Origin of the sequence: Mesorhizobium sp. M1027, assembly GCF_040318745.1 — a bacterium.
GTDB lineage: Bacteria > Pseudomonadota > Alphaproteobacteria > Rhizobiales > Rhizobiaceae > Mesorhizobium.
In genome coordinates, this window is record NZ_JAMYMW010000001.1 from 262,962 (window position 1) to 280,120 (window position 17,159).

At 64.0% G+C, this 17,159-nt stretch carries 18 protein-coding genes and 1 riboswitch; of the genes, 14 read left to right on the forward strand and 4 right to left on the reverse strand.

Translation table 11 applies throughout. The features are described from left to right. Positions 1-9: 9 nt before the first annotated feature. Positions 10-1,008, reverse strand: a complete 999-nt coding sequence (locus tag NKH50_RS01230; RefSeq protein WP_352876132.1) for a heparan-alpha-glucosaminide N-acetyltransferase — start codon at positions 1,006-1,008, stop codon at positions 10-12. A gap of 246 nt (positions 1,009-1,254) precedes the next feature. Here NKH50_RS01230 and NKH50_RS01235 point away from each other — a divergent pair, with 246 nt between their 5' ends. The 5 genes from NKH50_RS01235 to cobO all read left to right on the forward strand — a co-directional run bounded on the left by NKH50_RS01235 (position 1,255) and on the right by cobO (position 5,002). Next, positions 1,255-2,454 (forward strand): MFS transporter, encoded by a 1,200-nt coding sequence (locus NKH50_RS01235; RefSeq protein ID WP_352821481.1) that lies wholly within the window; start codon positions 1,255-1,257, stop codon positions 2,452-2,454. Between the two features lie 188 nt (positions 2,455-2,642). Continuing rightward, positions 2,643-2,840: riboswitch (cobalamin riboswitch) on the forward strand. Between the two features lie 36 nt (positions 2,841-2,876). After that, complete coding sequence (locus tag NKH50_RS01240) at positions 2,877-3,056, forward strand: CbtB domain-containing protein (protein ID WP_352505715.1); 180 nt, start codon at positions 2,877-2,879, stop codon at positions 3,054-3,056. A 15-nt stretch (positions 3,057-3,071) separates the two neighbouring features. Then, positions 3,072-3,854 (forward strand): CbtA family protein, encoded by a 783-nt coding sequence (locus tag NKH50_RS01245; RefSeq protein WP_352505716.1) that lies wholly within the window; start codon positions 3,072-3,074, stop codon positions 3,852-3,854. After that, complete coding sequence (cobU, locus tag NKH50_RS01250; protein WP_352505717.1) at positions 3,847-4,368, forward strand: bifunctional adenosylcobinamide kinase/adenosylcobinamide-phosphate guanylyltransferase; 522 nt, start codon at positions 3,847-3,849, stop codon at positions 4,366-4,368. The genes NKH50_RS01245 and cobU overlap by 8 nt, the downstream gene beginning before the upstream one ends. A gap of 1 nt (position 4,369) precedes the next feature. Continuing rightward, positions 4,370-5,002 (forward strand): cob(I)yrinic acid a,c-diamide adenosyltransferase, encoded by a 633-nt coding sequence (gene cobO / locus NKH50_RS01255; protein WP_352876137.1) that lies wholly within the window; start codon positions 4,370-4,372, stop codon positions 5,000-5,002. 358 nt (positions 5,003-5,360) lie between these two features. On the opposite strand, the gene cbiB is transcribed toward cobO, so the two are convergent. Then, entirely contained in the window at positions 5,361-6,332 is a 972-nt protein-coding gene (cbiB, locus tag NKH50_RS01260) for an adenosylcobinamide-phosphate synthase CbiB (RefSeq protein ID WP_352876141.1), read from the reverse strand. Between cbiB and cobD the strand changes: the two genes are divergently transcribed. From cobD to NKH50_RS01275, 3 genes are all read left to right on the forward strand, one after another. Further along, the gene (gene cobD, locus NKH50_RS01265) at positions 6,331-7,389 is read left to right on the forward strand and encodes a threonine-phosphate decarboxylase CobD (protein ID WP_352876144.1); all 1,059 of its coding nucleotides are present in this window, start codon (positions 6,331-6,333) and stop codon (positions 7,387-7,389) included. The two genes, cbiB and cobD, sit on opposite strands and share 2 nt — an antisense overlap. Further along, positions 7,386-7,889, forward strand: a complete 504-nt coding sequence (locus NKH50_RS01270) for a tyrosine phosphatase family protein (protein WP_352646973.1) — start codon at positions 7,386-7,388, stop codon at positions 7,887-7,889. Before cobD ends, NKH50_RS01270 begins: the two co-directional genes overlap by 4 nt. Positions 7,890-7,951: 62 nt before the next feature. Beyond that, on the forward strand, positions 7,952-9,163 hold the full coding sequence (locus tag NKH50_RS01275; protein ID WP_352876148.1) for a serine hydrolase domain-containing protein: 1,212 nt from the start codon (positions 7,952-7,954) through the stop codon (positions 9,161-9,163). Positions 9,164-9,227: 64 nt separating this feature from the next. On the opposite strand, the gene NKH50_RS01280 is transcribed toward NKH50_RS01275, so the two are convergent. Further along, positions 9,228-10,031 (reverse strand): creatininase family protein, encoded by an 804-nt coding sequence (locus NKH50_RS01280; protein ID WP_352688141.1) that lies wholly within the window; start codon positions 10,029-10,031, stop codon positions 9,228-9,230. Between the two features lie 216 nt (positions 10,032-10,247). Further along, the gene (locus NKH50_RS01285) at positions 10,248-10,631 is read right to left on the reverse strand and encodes a RidA family protein (protein ID WP_352876151.1); all 384 of its coding nucleotides are present in this window, start codon (positions 10,629-10,631) and stop codon (positions 10,248-10,250) included. A gap of 381 nt (positions 10,632-11,012) precedes the next feature. Between NKH50_RS01285 and NKH50_RS01290 the strand changes: the two genes are divergently transcribed. From NKH50_RS01290 to NKH50_RS01315, 6 genes are all read left to right on the forward strand, one after another. After that, positions 11,013-12,017: an ABC transporter substrate-binding protein gene (locus tag NKH50_RS01290; protein WP_352876154.1), complete on the forward strand. Its 1,005-nt coding sequence runs from the start codon at positions 11,013-11,015 to the stop codon at positions 12,015-12,017. A gap of 3 nt (positions 12,018-12,020) precedes the next feature. Continuing rightward, positions 12,021-12,863 carry an ABC transporter ATP-binding protein gene (locus NKH50_RS01295; RefSeq protein WP_352876157.1) on the forward strand — a complete coding sequence of 281 codons (843 nt, stop codon included), beginning with the start codon at positions 12,021-12,023 and terminating at the stop codon, positions 12,861-12,863. Further along, positions 12,850-13,701, forward strand: a complete 852-nt coding sequence (locus NKH50_RS01300) for an ABC transporter permease (protein WP_352876160.1) — start codon at positions 12,850-12,852, stop codon at positions 13,699-13,701. Before NKH50_RS01295 ends, NKH50_RS01300 begins: the two co-directional genes overlap by 14 nt. Before the next feature lie 178 nt (positions 13,702-13,879). Continuing rightward, positions 13,880-15,181, forward strand: coding sequence for a cytosine deaminase (locus NKH50_RS01305; RefSeq protein ID WP_352876163.1), 1,302 nt, complete (start codon positions 13,880-13,882; stop codon positions 15,179-15,181). Continuing rightward, entirely contained in the window at positions 15,178-16,578 is a 1,401-nt protein-coding gene (locus tag NKH50_RS01310; RefSeq protein WP_502894201.1) for an FAD-binding oxidoreductase, read from the forward strand. Before NKH50_RS01305 ends, NKH50_RS01310 begins: the two co-directional genes overlap by 4 nt. After that, the gene (locus tag NKH50_RS01315) at positions 16,575-17,156 is read left to right on the forward strand and encodes an NAD(P)H-dependent oxidoreductase (protein WP_352876166.1); all 582 of its coding nucleotides are present in this window, start codon (positions 16,575-16,577) and stop codon (positions 17,154-17,156) included. Before NKH50_RS01310 ends, NKH50_RS01315 begins: the two co-directional genes overlap by 4 nt. Positions 17,157-17,159 lie beyond the last annotated feature (3 nt).

Below are 17,159 nucleotides of genomic sequence, written 5' to 3' on the forward strand. Positions count from 1 at the left end.
CTCCCTCGATTAGCGCGTTCCTGGTTCCGCCGCCTCGGTTTGGGCGGTGCAGGTGCCGGCGAGCTCGCCAATATGCGCCTTCCACTCCGGGGACTGATCGTTGCTGTAGAGCCGGTTAAGCGAGGCTTCGCCCTGGAGAGTGTCCAGCATGCAGGCACAATAGCTGGAGCAGAACCCGGTGTCGCGTGCCTGCTCGCAGGATATCTGGCAGGATTTCAGAAAACTCACCTCCCTGGTTTCGGCCTGCGCCGGCATGAATTGCGAAAACAGCCAGACCGAGCCGATCAGCACCGGCTGATGGATCAAATAGAAGGCAAGGCTGTGCCGGCCGATGAAGACCAGCGGGTTTGCCCAGCGGCCGGGCGCCAAGGCCGACAGCCGCGTCAGTGCGCCGGAGGTGGCGGCGAGCTTGGTAACCGCGATGCCGGCAAGTACGGCGCCGAACCAGGGCAGCAGCGGAACGTAGTCATTGGAGCGCGGGTTGGTCGCCGACAGGCCGACCCACCACAAAGCCGGATGATCGAAAAGCTCGGATCGCAAGTAGAAAGGCGCGGCGATAACGAGGGCCGCCACGGCAAGCGTCAGCAGCGCCGGCAGCCGCAGGAACGCCAGGCCGAGCAAGCTGGCGAGCGCGATCTCGTGCAATATGCCGAAGAAGATGAAGCCGTCGGGCGTGGCGATGCGGGTGACCAGCGATATTGCGAGCGCTGCCCCGGCAACCATGGCGAAGCGCTTCCAGAAGCCGGTCCAGCGGATTTTTTTGCCATGGGCGAGATAGAGGCTGATGCCGACCAGGAACAGGAAGCTCGAGGCGATGCAGCGCGCGTAGATTTTCCACCAGCCGAAGGCGGTGAGGCCGGGATCGGTGTAGCCGAAGAATTCGAGGTCCCAGGTGAAATGATAGCTCGCCATGGCAAGCAATGCGATGCCGCGTGCAATGTCGATAGCGGCGATGCGCTTCGACTTCGGTTGATCCTGAACGGCTGCGCTCGGCGTGTCGATGCTCATTGGTCTCGCTGTCTTGGTTCAGCCCCGGCAAGACGACTATCACGGTTGCCACCGTCAAAAGAAGCAGGGCCTTGCGTCGCGTTGGTGACGGTCGGCGTCAGGGCTGCTTTAGGCCAGAGCCGGAAAGCCTTTGGCCGGCTTCGCTTTTTGCCGTGAAGGCGTCGGTTTCCTGTTACCCGGCCAGGAATCGCCGCGGCAGATTTGTGCTCCAACCCTGCTTCGGGCGATTCGGCTTCGGGGAACACAATGGCTACCCATGTGCGCCATCCGATCTGGCTTGCGGCCTTGCGGCCGGCGGATGCCCGCACCTTCGCCTCGCTCTATGCGGTCGAATCCTTCGCGCGCGCCACCGTGTCCAGCGTCATCCCGATCCAGGCCTATGAGATACTGCACAACGAGCAGATTGTTTCGATCCTCTACACGATCGTGGCGATGCTCGGCCTGTCGGCGACGCTGTTCATGCCGATGCTGATCGCCCGCTTTGCCCGGCGCTGGGTCTATACCGCCGGCGCCTGCCTGCTGGCCGCCGGCTCGCTGTTCTTCGTCACCCATACGCTGGCCGGCCAGGTGGTGGGCATGCTCTGCCGCGTCGTCGGCGCCGGCGCGCTGGCGATCACGCTCAACCTCTACATCATGGACCATATCCGCAAGACCGATTTCATGCAGGCCGAGTCGCTGCGCATGGCGTGGTCGATGCTTGCCTGGACCGCCGGGCCGACCCTCGGCATTTACCTCTACACGCGTTTCGGCATCTATGCCGCGCATGGCGCGGTGGCCGTCTTCGCCATGGCTTTGCTGGCGCTGTTCTGGACCTACCGGCTTGGCGATAACCCGTCGATCCGCCCCGGCAAGACGCGGCCGGTCAATCCGCTGGCCAATATCGGCCGCTTCGTCGCGCAGCCAAGGCTGAGGCTGGCCTGGCTGATCGCCTTCGGCCGCTCCTGCTTCTGGACGACGTTCTTCGTCTATGGGCCGCTGTTCATGGTGATCACCGGCGAGGGCAAGCTCGCCGGCGGCCTCTTGGTTTCGGCCGGCAATGCGCTTTTGTTCATGGCCATCTTCTGGGGCAGGGCAGGAAAGCGTTTCGGCGGCCGGCGCACCATGACGTTCGCCTATTTCGCGATGTCGGCAACGCTGCTGGCGGCCGGCGCCGTCGGCGAGGCCGCACCGCTCATCACCGGCGCCTTGCTGCTTTGCGGTGCCTTCTTCACCATCGCGCTGGATGCGCTGGGCTCGACCGCCTTCATGCGCTCGGTGCGCTCGTATGAGCGGGCACAGATGGCGGCGGTCTACCGCACCTATCTCGACTTTTCCGAACTGACGCCGCCGCTGGTCTATTCCGTGGTGCTGGCGTTCTTCCGCCTGGGCGCGGTTTTCGCGACCCTCGGCCTGCTGGCGGCGATCTGCGGCTTCGTCACCTGGCGCTATCTGCCCAAATCGCTTTGATGTTCGAGCGCCGCATGGCGCTCGCGCACCCAATTGTGGAAGCGGTGCAGTGCCGCATCGAACGCAGGCCGTTCTGTTTGACCGCGCAGATCGCGACGTCTGCGGCGCCAGTTCTCCGGTTTGGCGAGGCGGCGCATTCGCCACACGATCCGGCGGAATTTGGTTTGCCGGGCGCGGCGATTCTGCCTATAGTCGCTGATGTCGTCGGTTCCGTTTGGAACCAAGAGGGAATGCGGTGCGGGCGAAATTGTTTGCCCAATGCCGTGGCTGCCCCCGCAACTGTGTGCGGTAGTCCTCTCCATATGCCACTGAAGGTTCGCCTTCGGGAAGGTGGGGAAGGGCGCTGATCCGCGAGCCAGGAGACCTGCCGGCGACAGGAAACTGACTTCTATGCCCTCGGGTGGAGGGCGAAAGGACAAGACATGAATACCGCTTCCGTTTCGCTCGGCGCTTCCGCCTCCTCGCAGTCGCGTCTCCTGCAGCTGGCGCTTGCTGCATTCCTCGGCATTTTCGTCATGGGCTTTGTCGGCTTCTCGCATATCGATGCGGTCCACAATGCCGCGCACGACTATCGCCACTCGATGGGCTTTCCCTGCCACTGACAAGGGGCTGACATCATGACACTGTTTCGCAACGTCGTCTTCATCGCGGCGATCGCAGGGCTTGTGGCCGGCGTCGTTCTCGCCTGCATGCAGGCCTACGCCACCGTGCCGCTCATCCTGAAAGCGGAAGTCTACGAACAGGCCGGCGGCGGCCATGACCATGCCGCGGCACCTGCGGCACCGGCCGAAAACGCCGCCGGCACGATGGCTATGAGCAGCGCCGCGCCGGCACCGGCTGAAGCAATGGCTCCGGCTGAAGACGAAGGCTGGGCGCCGGCCGACGGCTTCGAGCGCTTTGGTTTCAGCGTCGTTGCCAATATCGTCACCGGCATTGGCTTCGCACTGGTCCTGGTCGCGGTTTCGGAATTCGCCGGCGGCATCGGCAATTGGCGCCAGGGCCTGTTCTGGGGCCTGGCCGGCTTTGCCGTGTTCACGCTGGCGCCCGGCCTCGGCCTGGCGCCGGAACTGCCGGCGATGCCGGCGGCCGACCTTGTCCAACGCCAGATCTGGTGGTGGGCAACAGTGGTGGCGACAGCGGCCGGTCTCGGCCTTATCGCCTTCCGCAGATCGCTGCCGCTGGCGATCCTTGCCGTGGCGTTGATCGTTGCGCCGCATATTGTCGGCGCGCCGCAGCCCGACAGTTTCGAGACGGCGATCCCGGAAGGCCTGCATCATCAGTTCGTGGTGGCGGTGACGCTGACCAATCTGGTGTTCTGGCTGGTGCTCGGTATGGTCGTCGGGCTGGTGCGCGGACGCTTCACCGGCGCGGCAACCAGCCTGCGCGACAGCTTTGCCTGACCGCGCTGCCGGGGCGCTGACCCTGGTTATCGGCGGTGCGCGCTCCGGCAAGAGCGCGCATGCCGAGAGGCTGGTGAGCGCCTGTCCGGCGCCGTGGAGCTATATCGCCACAGCGCAAGCCTATGACGAGGAGATGCGTCAGCGCATCGCGCTGCACCGCTCGCGGCGAGGCGATGGCTGGACGACCATCGAGGCGCCGCTCGACCTTGCCGGCGCGATCGAGGCACTGCCCGACGGCCAGCCGGTGCTGATCGACTGCCTGACGCTGTGGCTGACCAACCATATGCTGGCCGACCATGATGTCGAGGCCGAATGCCAAAGGCTGGCCGATGTGCTGTCGCGGCCGCGTGGCCCGTGGTTCGTGGTGTCCAACGAGGTCGGCCAGGGCATCGTGCCGGACAATGCGCTGGCAAGACGGTTTCGCGATGCCGCCGGCCGGCTGAACCAGGACGTCGCGGCGGTCGCCGGCACCGTGCTTTTGATGGTGGCGGGGCTGCCGCTCAAGGTGAAATGACATGGCTGATACTATCGATCCCAAGACCATTGAACAGGGGGACGAGGAACGCCACCGCGCCAAGATGGCCAAGCGCAAGGCGGTGCAGGACGCCGAGGTTGCAGCCAAGACGGTGGAGAAGGGGCTGTTGATCGTCAACACCGGGCCGGGCAAGGGCAAGACCACGGCCGCCTTCGGTCTGGCGCTCAGGATGCTCGGCTACGGCAAGCGTGTCGGCGTCGTCCAGTTCATCAAGGGCAAATGGCACACCGGCGAGAAGGACGCCTTTGCCGCCTTCGGCGACCGTGTCCTCTGGCACGCCATGGGCGAGGGCTTTACCTGGGAGACGCAGGACCTGAAACGCGACATCGCGGCGGCCGAGGCCGCCTGGGCGAAGGCGCTTGAGCTGATGGCCGAGCCGTCGATCAGCCTGGTGGTGCTCGACGAGTTGAACATCGCGCTGCGTTACGACTATCTCGACCTCGAAAAGGTGGTCGCGGCGCTGAAGTCACGTCGCGAAGGCCTGCATATCGTCGTCACCGGCCGCAACGCCAAGCCGGCACTGGTCGAGGCGGCCGACCTGGTCACCGAGATGGGCGTGACCAAGCACCACTTCTCCGCCGGCGTGAAGGCGCAGCAGGGGATTGAGTTCTGAGGGATTTGGAGATCGGGCAGAACGTTCAGAGGAAGATCCAACTCGGATGACGCTTGCCGAGGTTGCCCTCGACCTCTCAAGACCTGGGTTCCTCGCCCGCGGCGAAGCGGGGGAGAGGTGGCCGCGAAGCGGCCGGAGAGGGGGCCTTCGTAGGGCGCAGTCCCCCTCTCCGTCTCGGCTTCGCCGAGCCACCTCTCCCCACTCTCGTGGGGGCGAGGAACCCAAGCTGGAATGAAGGCCGGCAATTTTGTTCTTGCTTTGTGCCGGCAGCTATGCTACTAATTTCGCTATGGTGCCAATTGGCTCCAACGACCCGCCGCTTGGCGGGTTTTTTGTTTCCGTCGATATCGAGCCCAGGTCACGCCAAGATAGCAACCACTGCGACCACCCCGAACAGCCCGATCAGCAGCAAGTCGGCGACCCGGTAGAGTTTCAGAGCCCGTCGGATGTCGGTGCTCTCGACATCGTCGCGGCGGCCGCCTTCGCCCATCAACGCGTCTTCGACCATCACGCCGTCATAGGAACGGGGACCGGCGAGCGCCAGGCCGAGCGCGCCGGCCATCGCTGCTTCCGGCCAGCCGGCATTGGGCGAGCGGTGTCTTTTCGCATCGCGCCGCACGGCGTGCCAGGCGGCTTTGGCGTCGGCGCCCTTTACCAGGAAAGCCGCAAGCACGATCAGCAGCGCCGTCAGCCGCGACGCCGGCAGGTTGATCCAGTCGTCGAAGCGCGCAGCCGCCCAGCCGAAGGCTTCGTGGCGCGGAGTGCGGTGGCCGATCATCGAATCGGCGGTGTTTGCGGCCTTGTAGGCGACGCCGCCGGCGAGCCCGCCGATACCGATCCAGAAGGCCGGCGCGACGACGCCGTCGGAGAAATTCTCGGCAAGACTTTCGATCGCTGCGCGGCAGACAGCGGCCCTGTCGAGCTTTTCCGGATCGCGGCCGACGATCCTGGAGACGGCAATGCGGCCCATGTCCAGTCCGCCGCTGTCGAGTGCGTCGGCCACCGCTTCGACATGCTCGGCCAGGCTCTTCTGCGACAGCAGCGACGTCGCCAGGATTGCGGTGATCAACAAGCCGAGGGGAATGCTCCAAAGCATGGCTTCGATCCAGAAGGCGAGGGCGGCCGGCACCAGCACGATCACCAGCAGCGCGACGACGCCCCAGCGGCGACGGTCGGCGTCGGAATCAGTGGCGCGGTTGAGCCTGCGGTCGAGAAAGGATATCAGCCTGCCGAACCAGGTGACGGGATGGCCAATGGCATCGAAGAGCCGGGCCGGGTAGCCGAGTACAAGTTCGATGGCCAGCGACAGGAAAGTGATCAGGATCGACATGAAGTCTCTTGATGGGGTGACGGCGGCAGTGGACCACGGCGGAAGCCTTGGCCGGGCGAGGGCGCTTTTCCCTCACGCGCCGCTGCCTTTCGTCGACCTCTCGACCGGGATTAATCCGCACTCCTACCCGCTTTTCGATTTGCCCGCCACCGCCCTGTCGCGATTGCCGGAAACGGCGCGCAGCCGCGACTTGGCTGAAGTCGCGGCAAGCGCCTATGGTGCGCCGTCGGCGGCGAATGTCGCGGCGGCGCCCGGCACGCAGATCCTGTTGCCGCGCGTCGCTTCGCTGGTCAGCCCGGGCAAGGCGCTGGTGCTCGGGCCGACTTATGCCGAGCATCGGCGGGCAGCAGCGATCGCCGGCCACGCGGCGGCTGAAGTCGATGATTTCGAAGCCCTGGCGGCGGCCAACCTTGCGATCGTCGTCAATCCAAACAACCCGGACGGGCGCGTCGTCGAGCGCGAAAGATTGCTTCGACTTGCCGGGGCATTACGCGCCAGAGGCGGGCTGCTGGTCGTCGACGAGGCCTTCATGGATGTCGGCCCGCGTAGCGAGAGCCTGGCCGGCGATGTCGACCAGGGCGGCATCGTCGTGCTGCGCTCGTTCGGCAAGTTCTTCGGCCTGGCCGGCCTGCGGCTTGGGTTTGCATTGGCCGACGCGCTGATGGTCGAGCGGCTGGAGGCGCAATTCGGGCCATGGGCGGTTGCCGGGCCGGCGCTCGAATATGGCATAAGGGCGCTTGCCGACACCGGCTGGCAGGTCGGGATGCGGCGCCGTCTGGCCGAGGACGCCGCACGGCTCGACACGCTGTTCGGCCGCTTCGGCGTGCCTGTCGCCGGTGGCACCACGCTGTTCCGCTATCTCAGGCTGGCGAACGCTGCCGGCCTGTTTTCGGCGCTTGGCCAGCGCGGCATCCTGCTTCGGCATTTCGCCGGCCGGCCGGATGTGCTGCGCGCCGGCCTGCCGGGAGCCGACGAAGAATGGCGGCGGCTCGAATCGGCGCTTGCCGGCTGGGCCTCGCGGCGCGACGATGATGCCAAGGGAGAAACGACCCAATGATTCATGTCTGCTCGCTGTCCAAAGTCGAGGAAACGGTAACGAAGACCGGCGCCGGGCGGCTGCTTTCGCTGCTCGCCGCCGGAACGGAGGTGGTGCGACCGGCCTCGATCACCAGGGAAAACCATCTGCATCTGGTCATGCACGATATTGCGGTGGCGCAGGAGGGCATGACCATGCCGGGCGAGGAGCACGTTGTGACCCTGCTCGATTTCGCCCGCCAATGGGACCGCTCGCGGCCGCTGGTGGTGCATTGCTATGCCGGCATCAGCCGCTCGACCGCCTCGGCCTATATCATCGCGGCAGCGCTGGCGCCGAAGCGCGACGAGGCCGAGTTGGCCGAGACTCTGCGCAGGCTGTCGCCGACGGCGACACCCAATCCGCGGCTGATCGCGATCGCCGACACGCTGCTCGATCGCAGGGGCCGGATGATCGAAGCGATCCAGGCGATCGGGCGCGGCGCGGATGCTTTCGAAGGCACACCGTTCGAATTGAAAATCTGAACCTTAAAACAAGTTCCAGGGAAAGTGCGCAGGAGTTCTAGGACACGGCCAAGGGGCGAATGATGATCGGGAGAATTTTGGCCATCGTTGTTGGCGTGGTCTGCACGACAGGCAGCGCCGTGGCCGCCTCCATGCCGGCTCTCAAGTCGATCGACCTGGCAGCGCTTCAAGCCACTGTCGAGGGTTTGGCCAAGGAACTTATGCTGCCCGGTGCTATGGTTTTGCTCAAGACTCCGCGGGGCAACCTCGTCTTCGGCTACGGTACGACTGAACTGGGTGCCACGAACCCGCCGCGCGCCGATACCCACTTCCGTGCGGCCTCGAACACCAAGACGATGACCGCCGCTGTTATCGTGCAACTGGTGCAGGAAGGGAAACTGAGCTTTGCCGATCTGATCTCAAAATACGTCCAGCGCGTTCCCAACGGCGACGAGATAACCATTCGGCAGCTCATAACAATGCGGAGTGGCCTCCCTAACTTCACAAATGCGCCGGAACTTGCCGAAAGCCTGGACAAGTATCCTTACAGGGTATGGACCGCTGATGAAGTCCTCGGCATGGCGTTCAAACGGCCGCCGGACTTCGCGCCGGGTGCCGAATTCGAGTACAACAACACCAACTACTACCTGCTCGGCCTTGTTGCCGAGAAGATCGACGGCAAGCCGCTCTCGACCATCTTCCGGGACCGCCTTTTTGGGCCGCTCGGCATGAAGAACACGGCGTTGCCGCCGAGCACGTCGAACGCCATCCCCGAGCCATACTCAAACGGTTACCTCTACGGCAGTACTTCGTACGCCCTGGCTGATGCGCCCTATCCGGACGACCTCCAGGCTGCGGCCAGGGCCGGAACGCTCAAGCCCAACGACGACACATGGCAGAACCCGTCCGCCTACTTTGCGGCTGGCGGAGTCATCTCCACCGCCGATGACCTCGCGACCTGGATGCGCGCGCTGGTCGGGGGCAAGCTCTTCAATGCCGACTTCCAGCGGCAGTGGCTTGCAAGCCCTGTGGCGCCGGAGCCGGGCGAACCCGCCATGCAAAAATACGGCTATGGCATCCTAACGCTGACCTTCGGGCCTAACGAAATCTTCTATCACGAAGGCGAGATGCCCGGTTACCAGTCCTTCATGGGCTACGATCCGACCAATGACGTCACCCTGGTCATATGGACCAACCTGACTCTCGCGCTCGACGGCCAGGCGACCGCCAACACCTTGATGGTGAAGATACTGGACGAAATCTACACGGTGTCGCCGCTTCAAGAGGGGAAGTGAGGATCCTCGCGCGCGAATGGAATCGCCCCTCGTGAGCGGGGCCCGAGCTGGTGGGATCAAACACCTACGCCAGCCAATCCGCCAGCTTGGCCTTGCGCATGTCCCTAACCAAGCCGATGAAGCCGTCGGCCTGATGCTCGGCGGTGAGCCGGCCTTTTTCGGCGGTGGCAATGCTGGCGTCGCCGACCACGCCATTCGGGTTGAGATCGCTGGCGATCCAGGCGAAGGCGTGCGTTCCGGTGTGGCGCAGCAGCGAAAATTCCTTTTCGGCGCGGGCAACCTTGGACACGAAATTGTCGGCCTTGGCCATATCGACGAGGTCGGACCGGAAATGCAGCATCAGCGAGGTCTCGACGTCGCCGCCATGAATGCCGTGGCGGTCTTCGAGATCGGTGTACATACCGGCCGGCCGGCCAAAGCGCTGCCAGCTGGTCTTTACCGCCAGCATCTTTGCCCGCACACGCAATTCGCGGGTGACGATGCCCATGATCTCTTCATTGCCGCCATGCGAGTTGACGACAATCAGTTTTCGGACGCCGGCGCGCGCGACCGACAGGCCGAGTTCGGTCCATGCCTCGACCAAGGTCGTCGCCGGCAGGGTGAGGGTGCCGGGCGCATGCAGGTGCTCGTTCGACTTGCCTACCGCCTGCACCGGCAGGATGCGGATGTCGAGATCGCCGGGCAGGCGGGCGATCACCGTTTCCAGCATACCGTTCATGATCGAGGTGTCGGTCGAAACCGGCAGATGCGGCCCGTGCTGCTCGATCGCTGCCAGCGGCAGAACGGCAATGGTCGCCTCAGGATCGATGGTCGCGTATTCGGTGGTCCGGTAGTCACCCCACCATACGCGCTTTTTTGTTCCGGCCATTTTGAACCTCGAAGAGACTGAATGGGCGCTGCCCCTCACCCTTAGCCTCTCCCCGTGAAGGACGGGGGAGAGGGGGATCGCCAGCGTTCCGGCTAGCTCTTCTCCCCGTCACTACACGGGGAGAAGGCGCCGGCAGGTGGATGAGGGGCAGCGCCAACCTTTGTCGTGTAACTTGAGATCATCGGCCTGTCGATTCCAGCCGCTGGCCAGCGCTGCTCAACCCGCCGCGATGACCTCGATCTCGACCTTGAATTCCGGCCGGGCAAAACCTGAAACGATCATCAGCGTCGAGGCCGGCGCAGGGCTGGCGAACAGCCGGTCGCGAACCTCCATATAGGGGCGCAGGAAGGCGCGGTCGGTGACGTAGGCGTTGATGCGGACGATGTCGGACAGGCTGAGCCCGGCCTCGCCGAGAATCGCCGATATGTTCTGGAAACAGAGCTCGGCCTGTGCGCCGGCCTCTTCCGGGATCTGGTCGTCCGCGGTGATCGCGACCTGGCCCGAACACAGCACCAGCCGCTTGCCGGGCGGCAGCTCGACGCCGTGGCTGTAGCGGGCGAAGGGCGGCTTGATCGACTTCGGCGTGAGAAATTTGAACATGGCAATCTCCGTTCACGGCAGCCTATCGCATCGGCCCGAAAATCGAGATCGATTTTCGGAAAGCACGATGCGACAGGATACGAAGTTTTAGAGCATACTTTGTGCGTCCAAGTGGACGCACGTCGCTCTAATGCGGGATCGATACGGGCATCAAGATGGCGGTGCATGTCACGAGGGCGATTGTGGACAGGCGATCAAAAAATAGGCACGATGCCTTTCGTACAGCATGACCCGTCCGGCCTTCGCGCCGCCATTGCACAGGCGGGCATTGCACAAGCGGGCGGTCCCGGCGCAACGCGCCGGTGGCATGTGTCTTGCTTCTTGAAACAACGGTGTCGAGCCCGCCGCGTGACGCGCCGGAGCGAACAAAGGGTGGTGTGGATGTACGGAAAACTGAAGATTTCGGCCGGCGCGATCGTGCTGCTTGGCGCAGGCACGCTTGCTGCGGCAGCGAACGAAAAAGTCACCTTCGGCACCAACTGGCTGGCCGAGCCGGAGCATGGCGGTTACTACCAGGCGGTGGCGGATGGCACCTATACGGCCTGCGGCATCGACGTGACGATCATGCAGGGCGGCCCACAGGTCAGCGGCCGGCCGCTGCTGCTGGCCGGCAAGATCGATTTCTACATGGGCGGCAATTTGCTGTCGGCCTTCGATGCCGTGCAGCAAGGCATACCGATGCGCGTCGTGGCCGCCGACTTCCAGAAGGACCCGCAGGTCATCATGTCCCATCCCGGCCAGGGGCTGGACAAATGGGAAGACCTGAAGAACGCCGACCAGTACATCCTCGGCGACGAAGGTGCGCAGACCTTCTTCCAGTGGATGGTCACCGACCTTGGCTTCGATGCCGCCAAGCGCGTGCCATACACCTTCAACCCTGCGCCGTTCATCGCCAACAAGAAGTCGATCCAGCAGGGTTACGTCACCTCGGAGCCATTCGCCGTTCAGAAGCAGGGCGGTTTCACGCCGAACCAGTTCCTGCTGGCCGACTATGGCTGGGACACATATGCAACGACGGTCGAGACCATGCAGGAGACGATCGACAAGCGGCCCGAGGTGGTCCAGTGCTTCGTCGATGGTTCGGCCAAGGGCTGGTACAATTATCTCTACGGCGACAACAAGGCCGCCAACGAAATGATCAAGAAGGAAAATCCGGACATGACGGATGAGCAGATCGCCTTCTCGATCGAGCAGTTGAAGAAGTTCGGCGTGGTCGATTCCGGCGACAGCGAAAAGCTCGGCATCGGCGCCATGACCGACGCGCGCATCCAGAGTTTTTACGACAAGATGGTCAAGGCGAAGGTCGCGCTGGCGGGCATCGACATCAAGAAGGCCTACACGCTTTCCTTCGTCAACAAGGGCGTCGGGCTCGACCTGAAGAAGTAGACCGTGAAGCTGGAGAAAGTGGCGCAACAGCCAGGAAGTGTACCGCGGCCGACGCTGTTGGCGCTGCGTGGCGTCGGCAAGGTTTTTTCCAACGGCGTCACCGCGCTCAGCAATGTCGAGCTGACGATCCGGGAAGGCGACTTCCTCAGCCTGCTCGGCCCGTCCGGCTGCGGCAAATCGACGGCGCTGCGGCTGATTGCCGGCCTGTCGACGCCGACCTCGGGCCTGCTCGACTGGCGCGGCAGCGGCGCCCGCGATCGTTCGAATATCGGCGACCGCTCGAATATCGGCTTCGTCTTCCAGGAGCCGACGCTGCTGCCCTGGGCCGACGTCTTCGACAATGTCTGGCTGCCGCTGCGGCTGAAGGGCGTGTCGCGGGCCAAGGCGGCACCGACGGTGATGGAGATGCTGGCGCGGGTTCACCTGACCGGCTTCGAGAAGGCGGTGCCGCGCGAACTGTCGGGCGGCATGAAGATGCGCGTCTCGATCGCCCGCGCCATGGTGACCAAGCCGCGGATTCTGTTGATGGACGAGCCGTTCGCGGCACTCGACGAGATCACCCGCTTCAAGCTCAACAATGACCTTCTGGAGCTATGGCAGGATGAGCGTTTCACCGTCGTTTTCGTCACCCACAGCGTCTTCGAAAGCGTTTTCCTCTCCAACCGTGTCGTCGTCATGGCGGCGCGGCCGGGCCGAGTGTTCGCGGAGCTTGCCGTCGACGCGCCCTATCCGCGCGACGAGGCGTTTCGCACCTCGCCCGACTATGCCGCGCTCTGCCGCCAGGCATCGGACGTGCTGATCGGCGCCATCAACTCAACTGCCGGACCGCATCATGACGGCCATTGAAGAACCAGTCCTGGCGCTCGACCCGGAGGAGGCGCGCCGCGTCCGCCAGGAGCGCTTCGAGCGCATCGGCAGATGGCTGCTGCCGCTGGCCATCATGATCCTGGCGATCTGGCTGTGGGACCGTGTCTGCGTCTGGAACGACATCCCGAAATACATTCTGCCGCGTCCCGGCGTGGTGCTGCAGACGTTGCATGACGATGCCGGGCTGCTGTTCTCCTCGCTGCTGGTGACACTCAGGATCACCTTCTTGAGCCTGCTTCTCGCCGTCATCGGCGGCGTCGGGCTGGCGGTGCTGTTCGCTCAGTCGAAATGGGTGGAGATGTCGTTCTTTCCGTTCGCCATCGTGCTGCAGGTGACGCCGATCGTCGCGATCTTTCCGCTGATCAACATCTATGTCGACAACCAGACGACAAAGCTTTTGCTTTGCGCCTGGATCGTCGCCTTCTTCCCAATCCTCTCCAACACCACGCTCGGCCTCAATTCCGTCGACCGCAATCTGCGCGACATGTTCAAGCTCAACGGTGCGACCCGCTGGCAGCAATTGCGCTACCTGCGGCTGCCGGCGGCGATGCCTTATTTCCTCGGTGGGCTGAAGATCGCCGGTGGGCTGTCGCTGATCGGCGCGGTGGTGGCCGAGTTCGTCGCCGGCGCCACCGGCCAGTCGTCCGGCCTCGCCTCGCGCATCATCGAGGCCGGCTACCGGCTCAACGCGCCAAGGCTGTTCGCGGCGCTGATCCTGATCTCGCTGACCGGCATCCTGATCTTCCTGGTGCTGTCGCTGGTATCGCATCTCATTTTGCGGCGCTGGCATGAGAGCGCGCTGAAGCAGGAGCGGTAGGCATGGTCGGCGCCGCTACCCCCCTCTGTCCTGCCGGACATCTCCCCCTCAAGGGGGGAGATTGGACCTCATTTCGGATTTCGCCAATTACTGACGTGGCAAGGCGTGTGCCCCGGTTGAAGCTGCCGATCTTCCCCCTTGAGGGGGAGATGTCCGGCAGGACAAAGGGGAGTGCGGCTTGATACCAGCCTCTGGTCCTTATCATCTTGCAAACGTTCGTGTTCATCAGTCGCTGACGCCAAGACTGGCCGCAGCATTCGATGCCGACGGCTTTGCGCTTACGGATATCGCCGTCGCCAACGGAAAAATCTCCAGCATTGCAGCACATCAGCGATCCAATGCACCGGCAGGCGCCATCGACCTCGGCGGCCGGATCGTCTTGCCCTGCTTCGTCGACTGCCACACCCATATCGACAAGGGCCATATTTGGCCTCGAACGCCCAACCCGGACGGCACCTTCATGGGCGCGCTGAACGCAACGGGCGCCGACCGGGCGGCGCGCTGGAGCGCCGACGACGTTGCCCGCCGCATGGATTTTTCGCTGCGCTCGGCCTATGCGCATGGTACCAGGGCGCTGCGCACGCATCTCGACAGCGTTGCGCCGCAAGAAGAGATCTCCTGGCCGGTGTTCGAGACGATGCGGGATAAATGGCGCGGCCGCATCGAGCTGCAGGCGGCCTGCCTGCTCGGCATCGAGGGCGTGCGCGACAGGAAATGGTTCGAGAGGCTGGCCAAGCGAGTGGCTGCGGCCAACGGCGTGCTCGGCGTCGTCACCTATATGGTGCCGGATCTCGAAGAACTGCTCGACCAGGTATTTGCGCAGGCGATCAAGCACGGCCTCGACCTCGATTTCCATGCCGACGAGACCGACGATATCGCGGCGATCTCGTTGAAGAAAATCGCCGAAGCCGCCCTTTGGAACGGTTTCGAGGGAAACATCCTGGTCGGCCATTGCTGCTCGCTGGCGCGCCAGCCCGATCTCGACGTGCTCGACACGCTGGACAAGGTCGCCAAGGCCGGCCTGGCGGTGGTGTCGCTGCCGATGTGCAATCTCTATCTGCAGGACCGGCGCGGCGACAACACCACGCCGCGCTGGCGCGGGGTGACGTTGCTGCACGAGATGAAGGCGCGCGGCATTGCCGTGGCCGTCGCCTCCGACAATACGCGCGACCCGTTCTACGCCTATGGCGATCTCGACATGCTTGAGGTTTACCGGATGGCGACGCGCATCCTGCATCTCGACCATCCCGTCGCCGACTGGCCGCAAGCGGTGACTTCGACGCCGGCCAAGGTGATGCGGCTCGACGGTTTCGGCACGCTTGCCGCCGGAGCGCCGGCCGATTTCGTCGTCTTCAAGGGGCGGAGCTGGACGGAATTGCTGTCACGGCCCGAATCGGATCGCATCGTTGTACGCGACGGCCTGGCGATCGAGCGCCAGTTGCCCGATTATGCCGAACTCGATGATCTGATGGTGGAATGATGGATATTGCGGCGCTCAAGCGCGACCTGCACGGTTTGAAGATCGACGACCATCCGGCGATCGTCCAGCAGAAGAGCCGCGACTTCTACTGGTACAGCCCGGTGCTGAAGCAGCAGCTCGATCACGTCACCGGCGACCTGATCGTGACGCCGAAAACCGAAGACGAGGTCGTCCGCATTCTCGCCGCCTGTCACCGGCATGGCGTGCCGGTGACGCCGCGCGGCAGCGGCACCGGGAACTACGGCCAAGCGATGCCCTTGTCCGGCGGCGTCGTGCTCAATCTCGCCGAGATGAACGCGGTCAAGACGATCGCCCCCGGCCGTGTCGTCACTGGTCCCGGCGCCGTGCTCGCCGATATCGACAGAGCGACGCGGGCGCATTCCGGCCAGGAGCTCCGCATGTCGCCGTCGACCTACAACACGGCATCGATCGGCGGCTTCGTAGCCGGCGGCTCCGGCGGTATCGGCTCGATCCGCTGGGGCGGACTGCGCGATCTCGGCAATGTCATCCGACTGAGGACCGTGACGATGGAAGCTGAGCCGCGTGTCATGGAGCTCACCGGCGAGGACGTGCTGAAGGTGATGCATGCCTACGGCACCAACGGCATCATCACCGAAGTCGAGATGCCGCTGACCGCCAGCTATGACTGGATCGACGTCATCGTCGGCTTCGACGATTTCATGGATGCGGCCGGGTTCGGCAACGACCTCGCCATCCAGGACGGCATACTGGCGAAACTGATCACGCCGATCGCAGCACCGATCCCCTACGATTATTTCAAGCGCCACCAGCGGTTTTTCCGGCGCGGCCAAAGCATCGTCGTCCTGATGATCGCACCGCATGCGATGGATGCCTTCCTTGCCTTCACGGCGCGCAGCAAGGGCGAGATTGTCTTCCGGGCCGACAAGGAGGCCGATCTCAAAGGGTTGCCGCCGGCCTATGAGCTGACCTGGAACCACACGACGCTGCGTGCCATCCGGGTCGATCCGACGATCACCTACCTGCAGACCCGCTACCCTTCGCCGGACCACCTCGGCCACGTCAAGGCGATGGTCGATCGCTTCGGCGACGAGGTGCCGGCGCATCTCGAATTCATTCGCTTCGACGGCGCCATCGGCATCGCAGGGCTGCCGCTGGTGCGTTTCACCACGGCGGAGCGGCTCGACGAGATCATCCGCATCCACGAGGACAATGGCTGCTGGATCTTCAACCCGCACCGCTACACGCTGGAAGAAGGCGGCATGAAGCGCACCGACGAGGTGCAGCTCGCCTTCAAGCGCGAAACCGACCCGCAAGGGCTGCTCAATCCGGGCAAGATGATCGCCTGGGAAAATCCGGACTATGATTATCGCTCGGGCAAGTCGTTTCTGTTCAAGGGGCTGGAGAACGCGGGTTGAACATCCTCGTCCTCTACGCTCATCCGGTGGAGACCAGCTTCAATGCCGGCCTGCACCGGACCATCGTCGAGCGCCTGAAGGCGGCCGGCCATGTGGTAGACGACTGTGACCTCTATGCCGAGAATTTCGATCCCAGGCTGACGCGCGCCGAACGGATGTCCTATCACGACGAACGCAGCGACGGCGATCCGGCGTCGCCTTATGTCGAGCGCTTGCTGCGGGCCGAGGCGCTGGTGCTGTCGTTTCCGGTGTGGAACTTCGGCTATCCGGCCATTCTGAAAGGCTTTTTCGATCGCGTCTTCCTGCCCGGTGTGTCGTTCAAGCTGGTCGCCGGCAAGGTGCAGCCGTCACTGCACAATATTCGCAAGGTGGTCGCCGTCACAACCTATGGCGGCAGCCGGTTCCGAGCCATGCTGATGGGTGACCCGCCGCGCAAGCTGGTCAATCGGGTGCTACGTGCGACGATCAAGCCCGGCGGGTCGGTTTCCTACCTTGCGCATTACTCGATGAACCTCTCGACCGAGGGCAGTCGGACCAGGTTCGTGGCGAAAGTCGCGGCCAGGATGGACGCGTTATGAGGT

Bases quoted from the DNA above. Each gene is read 5' to 3' on its own strand.
- NKH50_RS01230 (WP_352876132.1), bottom strand. From the start codon at position 1,008: ATGAGCATCGACACGCCGAGCGCAGCCGTTCAGGATCAACCGAAGTCG.
- NKH50_RS01235 (WP_352821481.1), top strand. From the start codon at position 1,255: ATGGCTACCCATGTGCGCCATCCGATCTGGCTTGCGGCCTTGCGGCCG.
- NKH50_RS01240 (WP_352505715.1), top strand. From the start codon at position 2,877: ATGAATACCGCTTCCGTTTCGCTCGGCGCTTCCGCCTCCTCGCAGTCG.
- NKH50_RS01245 (WP_352505716.1), top strand. From the start codon at position 3,072: ATGACACTGTTTCGCAACGTCGTCTTCATCGCGGCGATCGCAGGGCTT.
- cobO (WP_352876137.1), top strand. From the start codon at position 4,370: ATGGCTGATACTATCGATCCCAAGACCATTGAACAGGGGGACGAGGAA.
- cobD (WP_352876144.1), top strand. From the start codon at position 6,331: ATGAAGTCTCTTGATGGGGTGACGGCGGCAGTGGACCACGGCGGAAGC.
- cbiB (WP_352876141.1), bottom strand. From the start codon at position 6,332: ATGTCGATCCTGATCACTTTCCTGTCGCTGGCCATCGAACTTGTACTC.
- NKH50_RS01270 (WP_352646973.1), top strand. From the start codon at position 7,386: ATGATTCATGTCTGCTCGCTGTCCAAAGTCGAGGAAACGGTAACGAAG.
- NKH50_RS01275 (WP_352876148.1), top strand. From the start codon at position 7,952: ATGATCGGGAGAATTTTGGCCATCGTTGTTGGCGTGGTCTGCACGACA.
- NKH50_RS01280 (WP_352688141.1), bottom strand. From the start codon at position 10,031: ATGGCCGGAACAAAAAAGCGCGTATGGTGGGGTGACTACCGGACCACC.
- NKH50_RS01285 (WP_352876151.1), bottom strand. From the start codon at position 10,631: ATGTTCAAATTTCTCACGCCGAAGTCGATCAAGCCGCCCTTCGCCCGC.
- NKH50_RS01290 (WP_352876154.1), top strand. From the start codon at position 11,013: ATGTACGGAAAACTGAAGATTTCGGCCGGCGCGATCGTGCTGCTTGGC.
- NKH50_RS01300 (WP_352876160.1), top strand. From the start codon at position 12,850: ATGACGGCCATTGAAGAACCAGTCCTGGCGCTCGACCCGGAGGAGGCG.
- NKH50_RS01310 (WP_502894201.1), top strand. From the start codon at position 15,178: ATGATGGATATTGCGGCGCTCAAGCGCGACCTGCACGGTTTGAAGATC.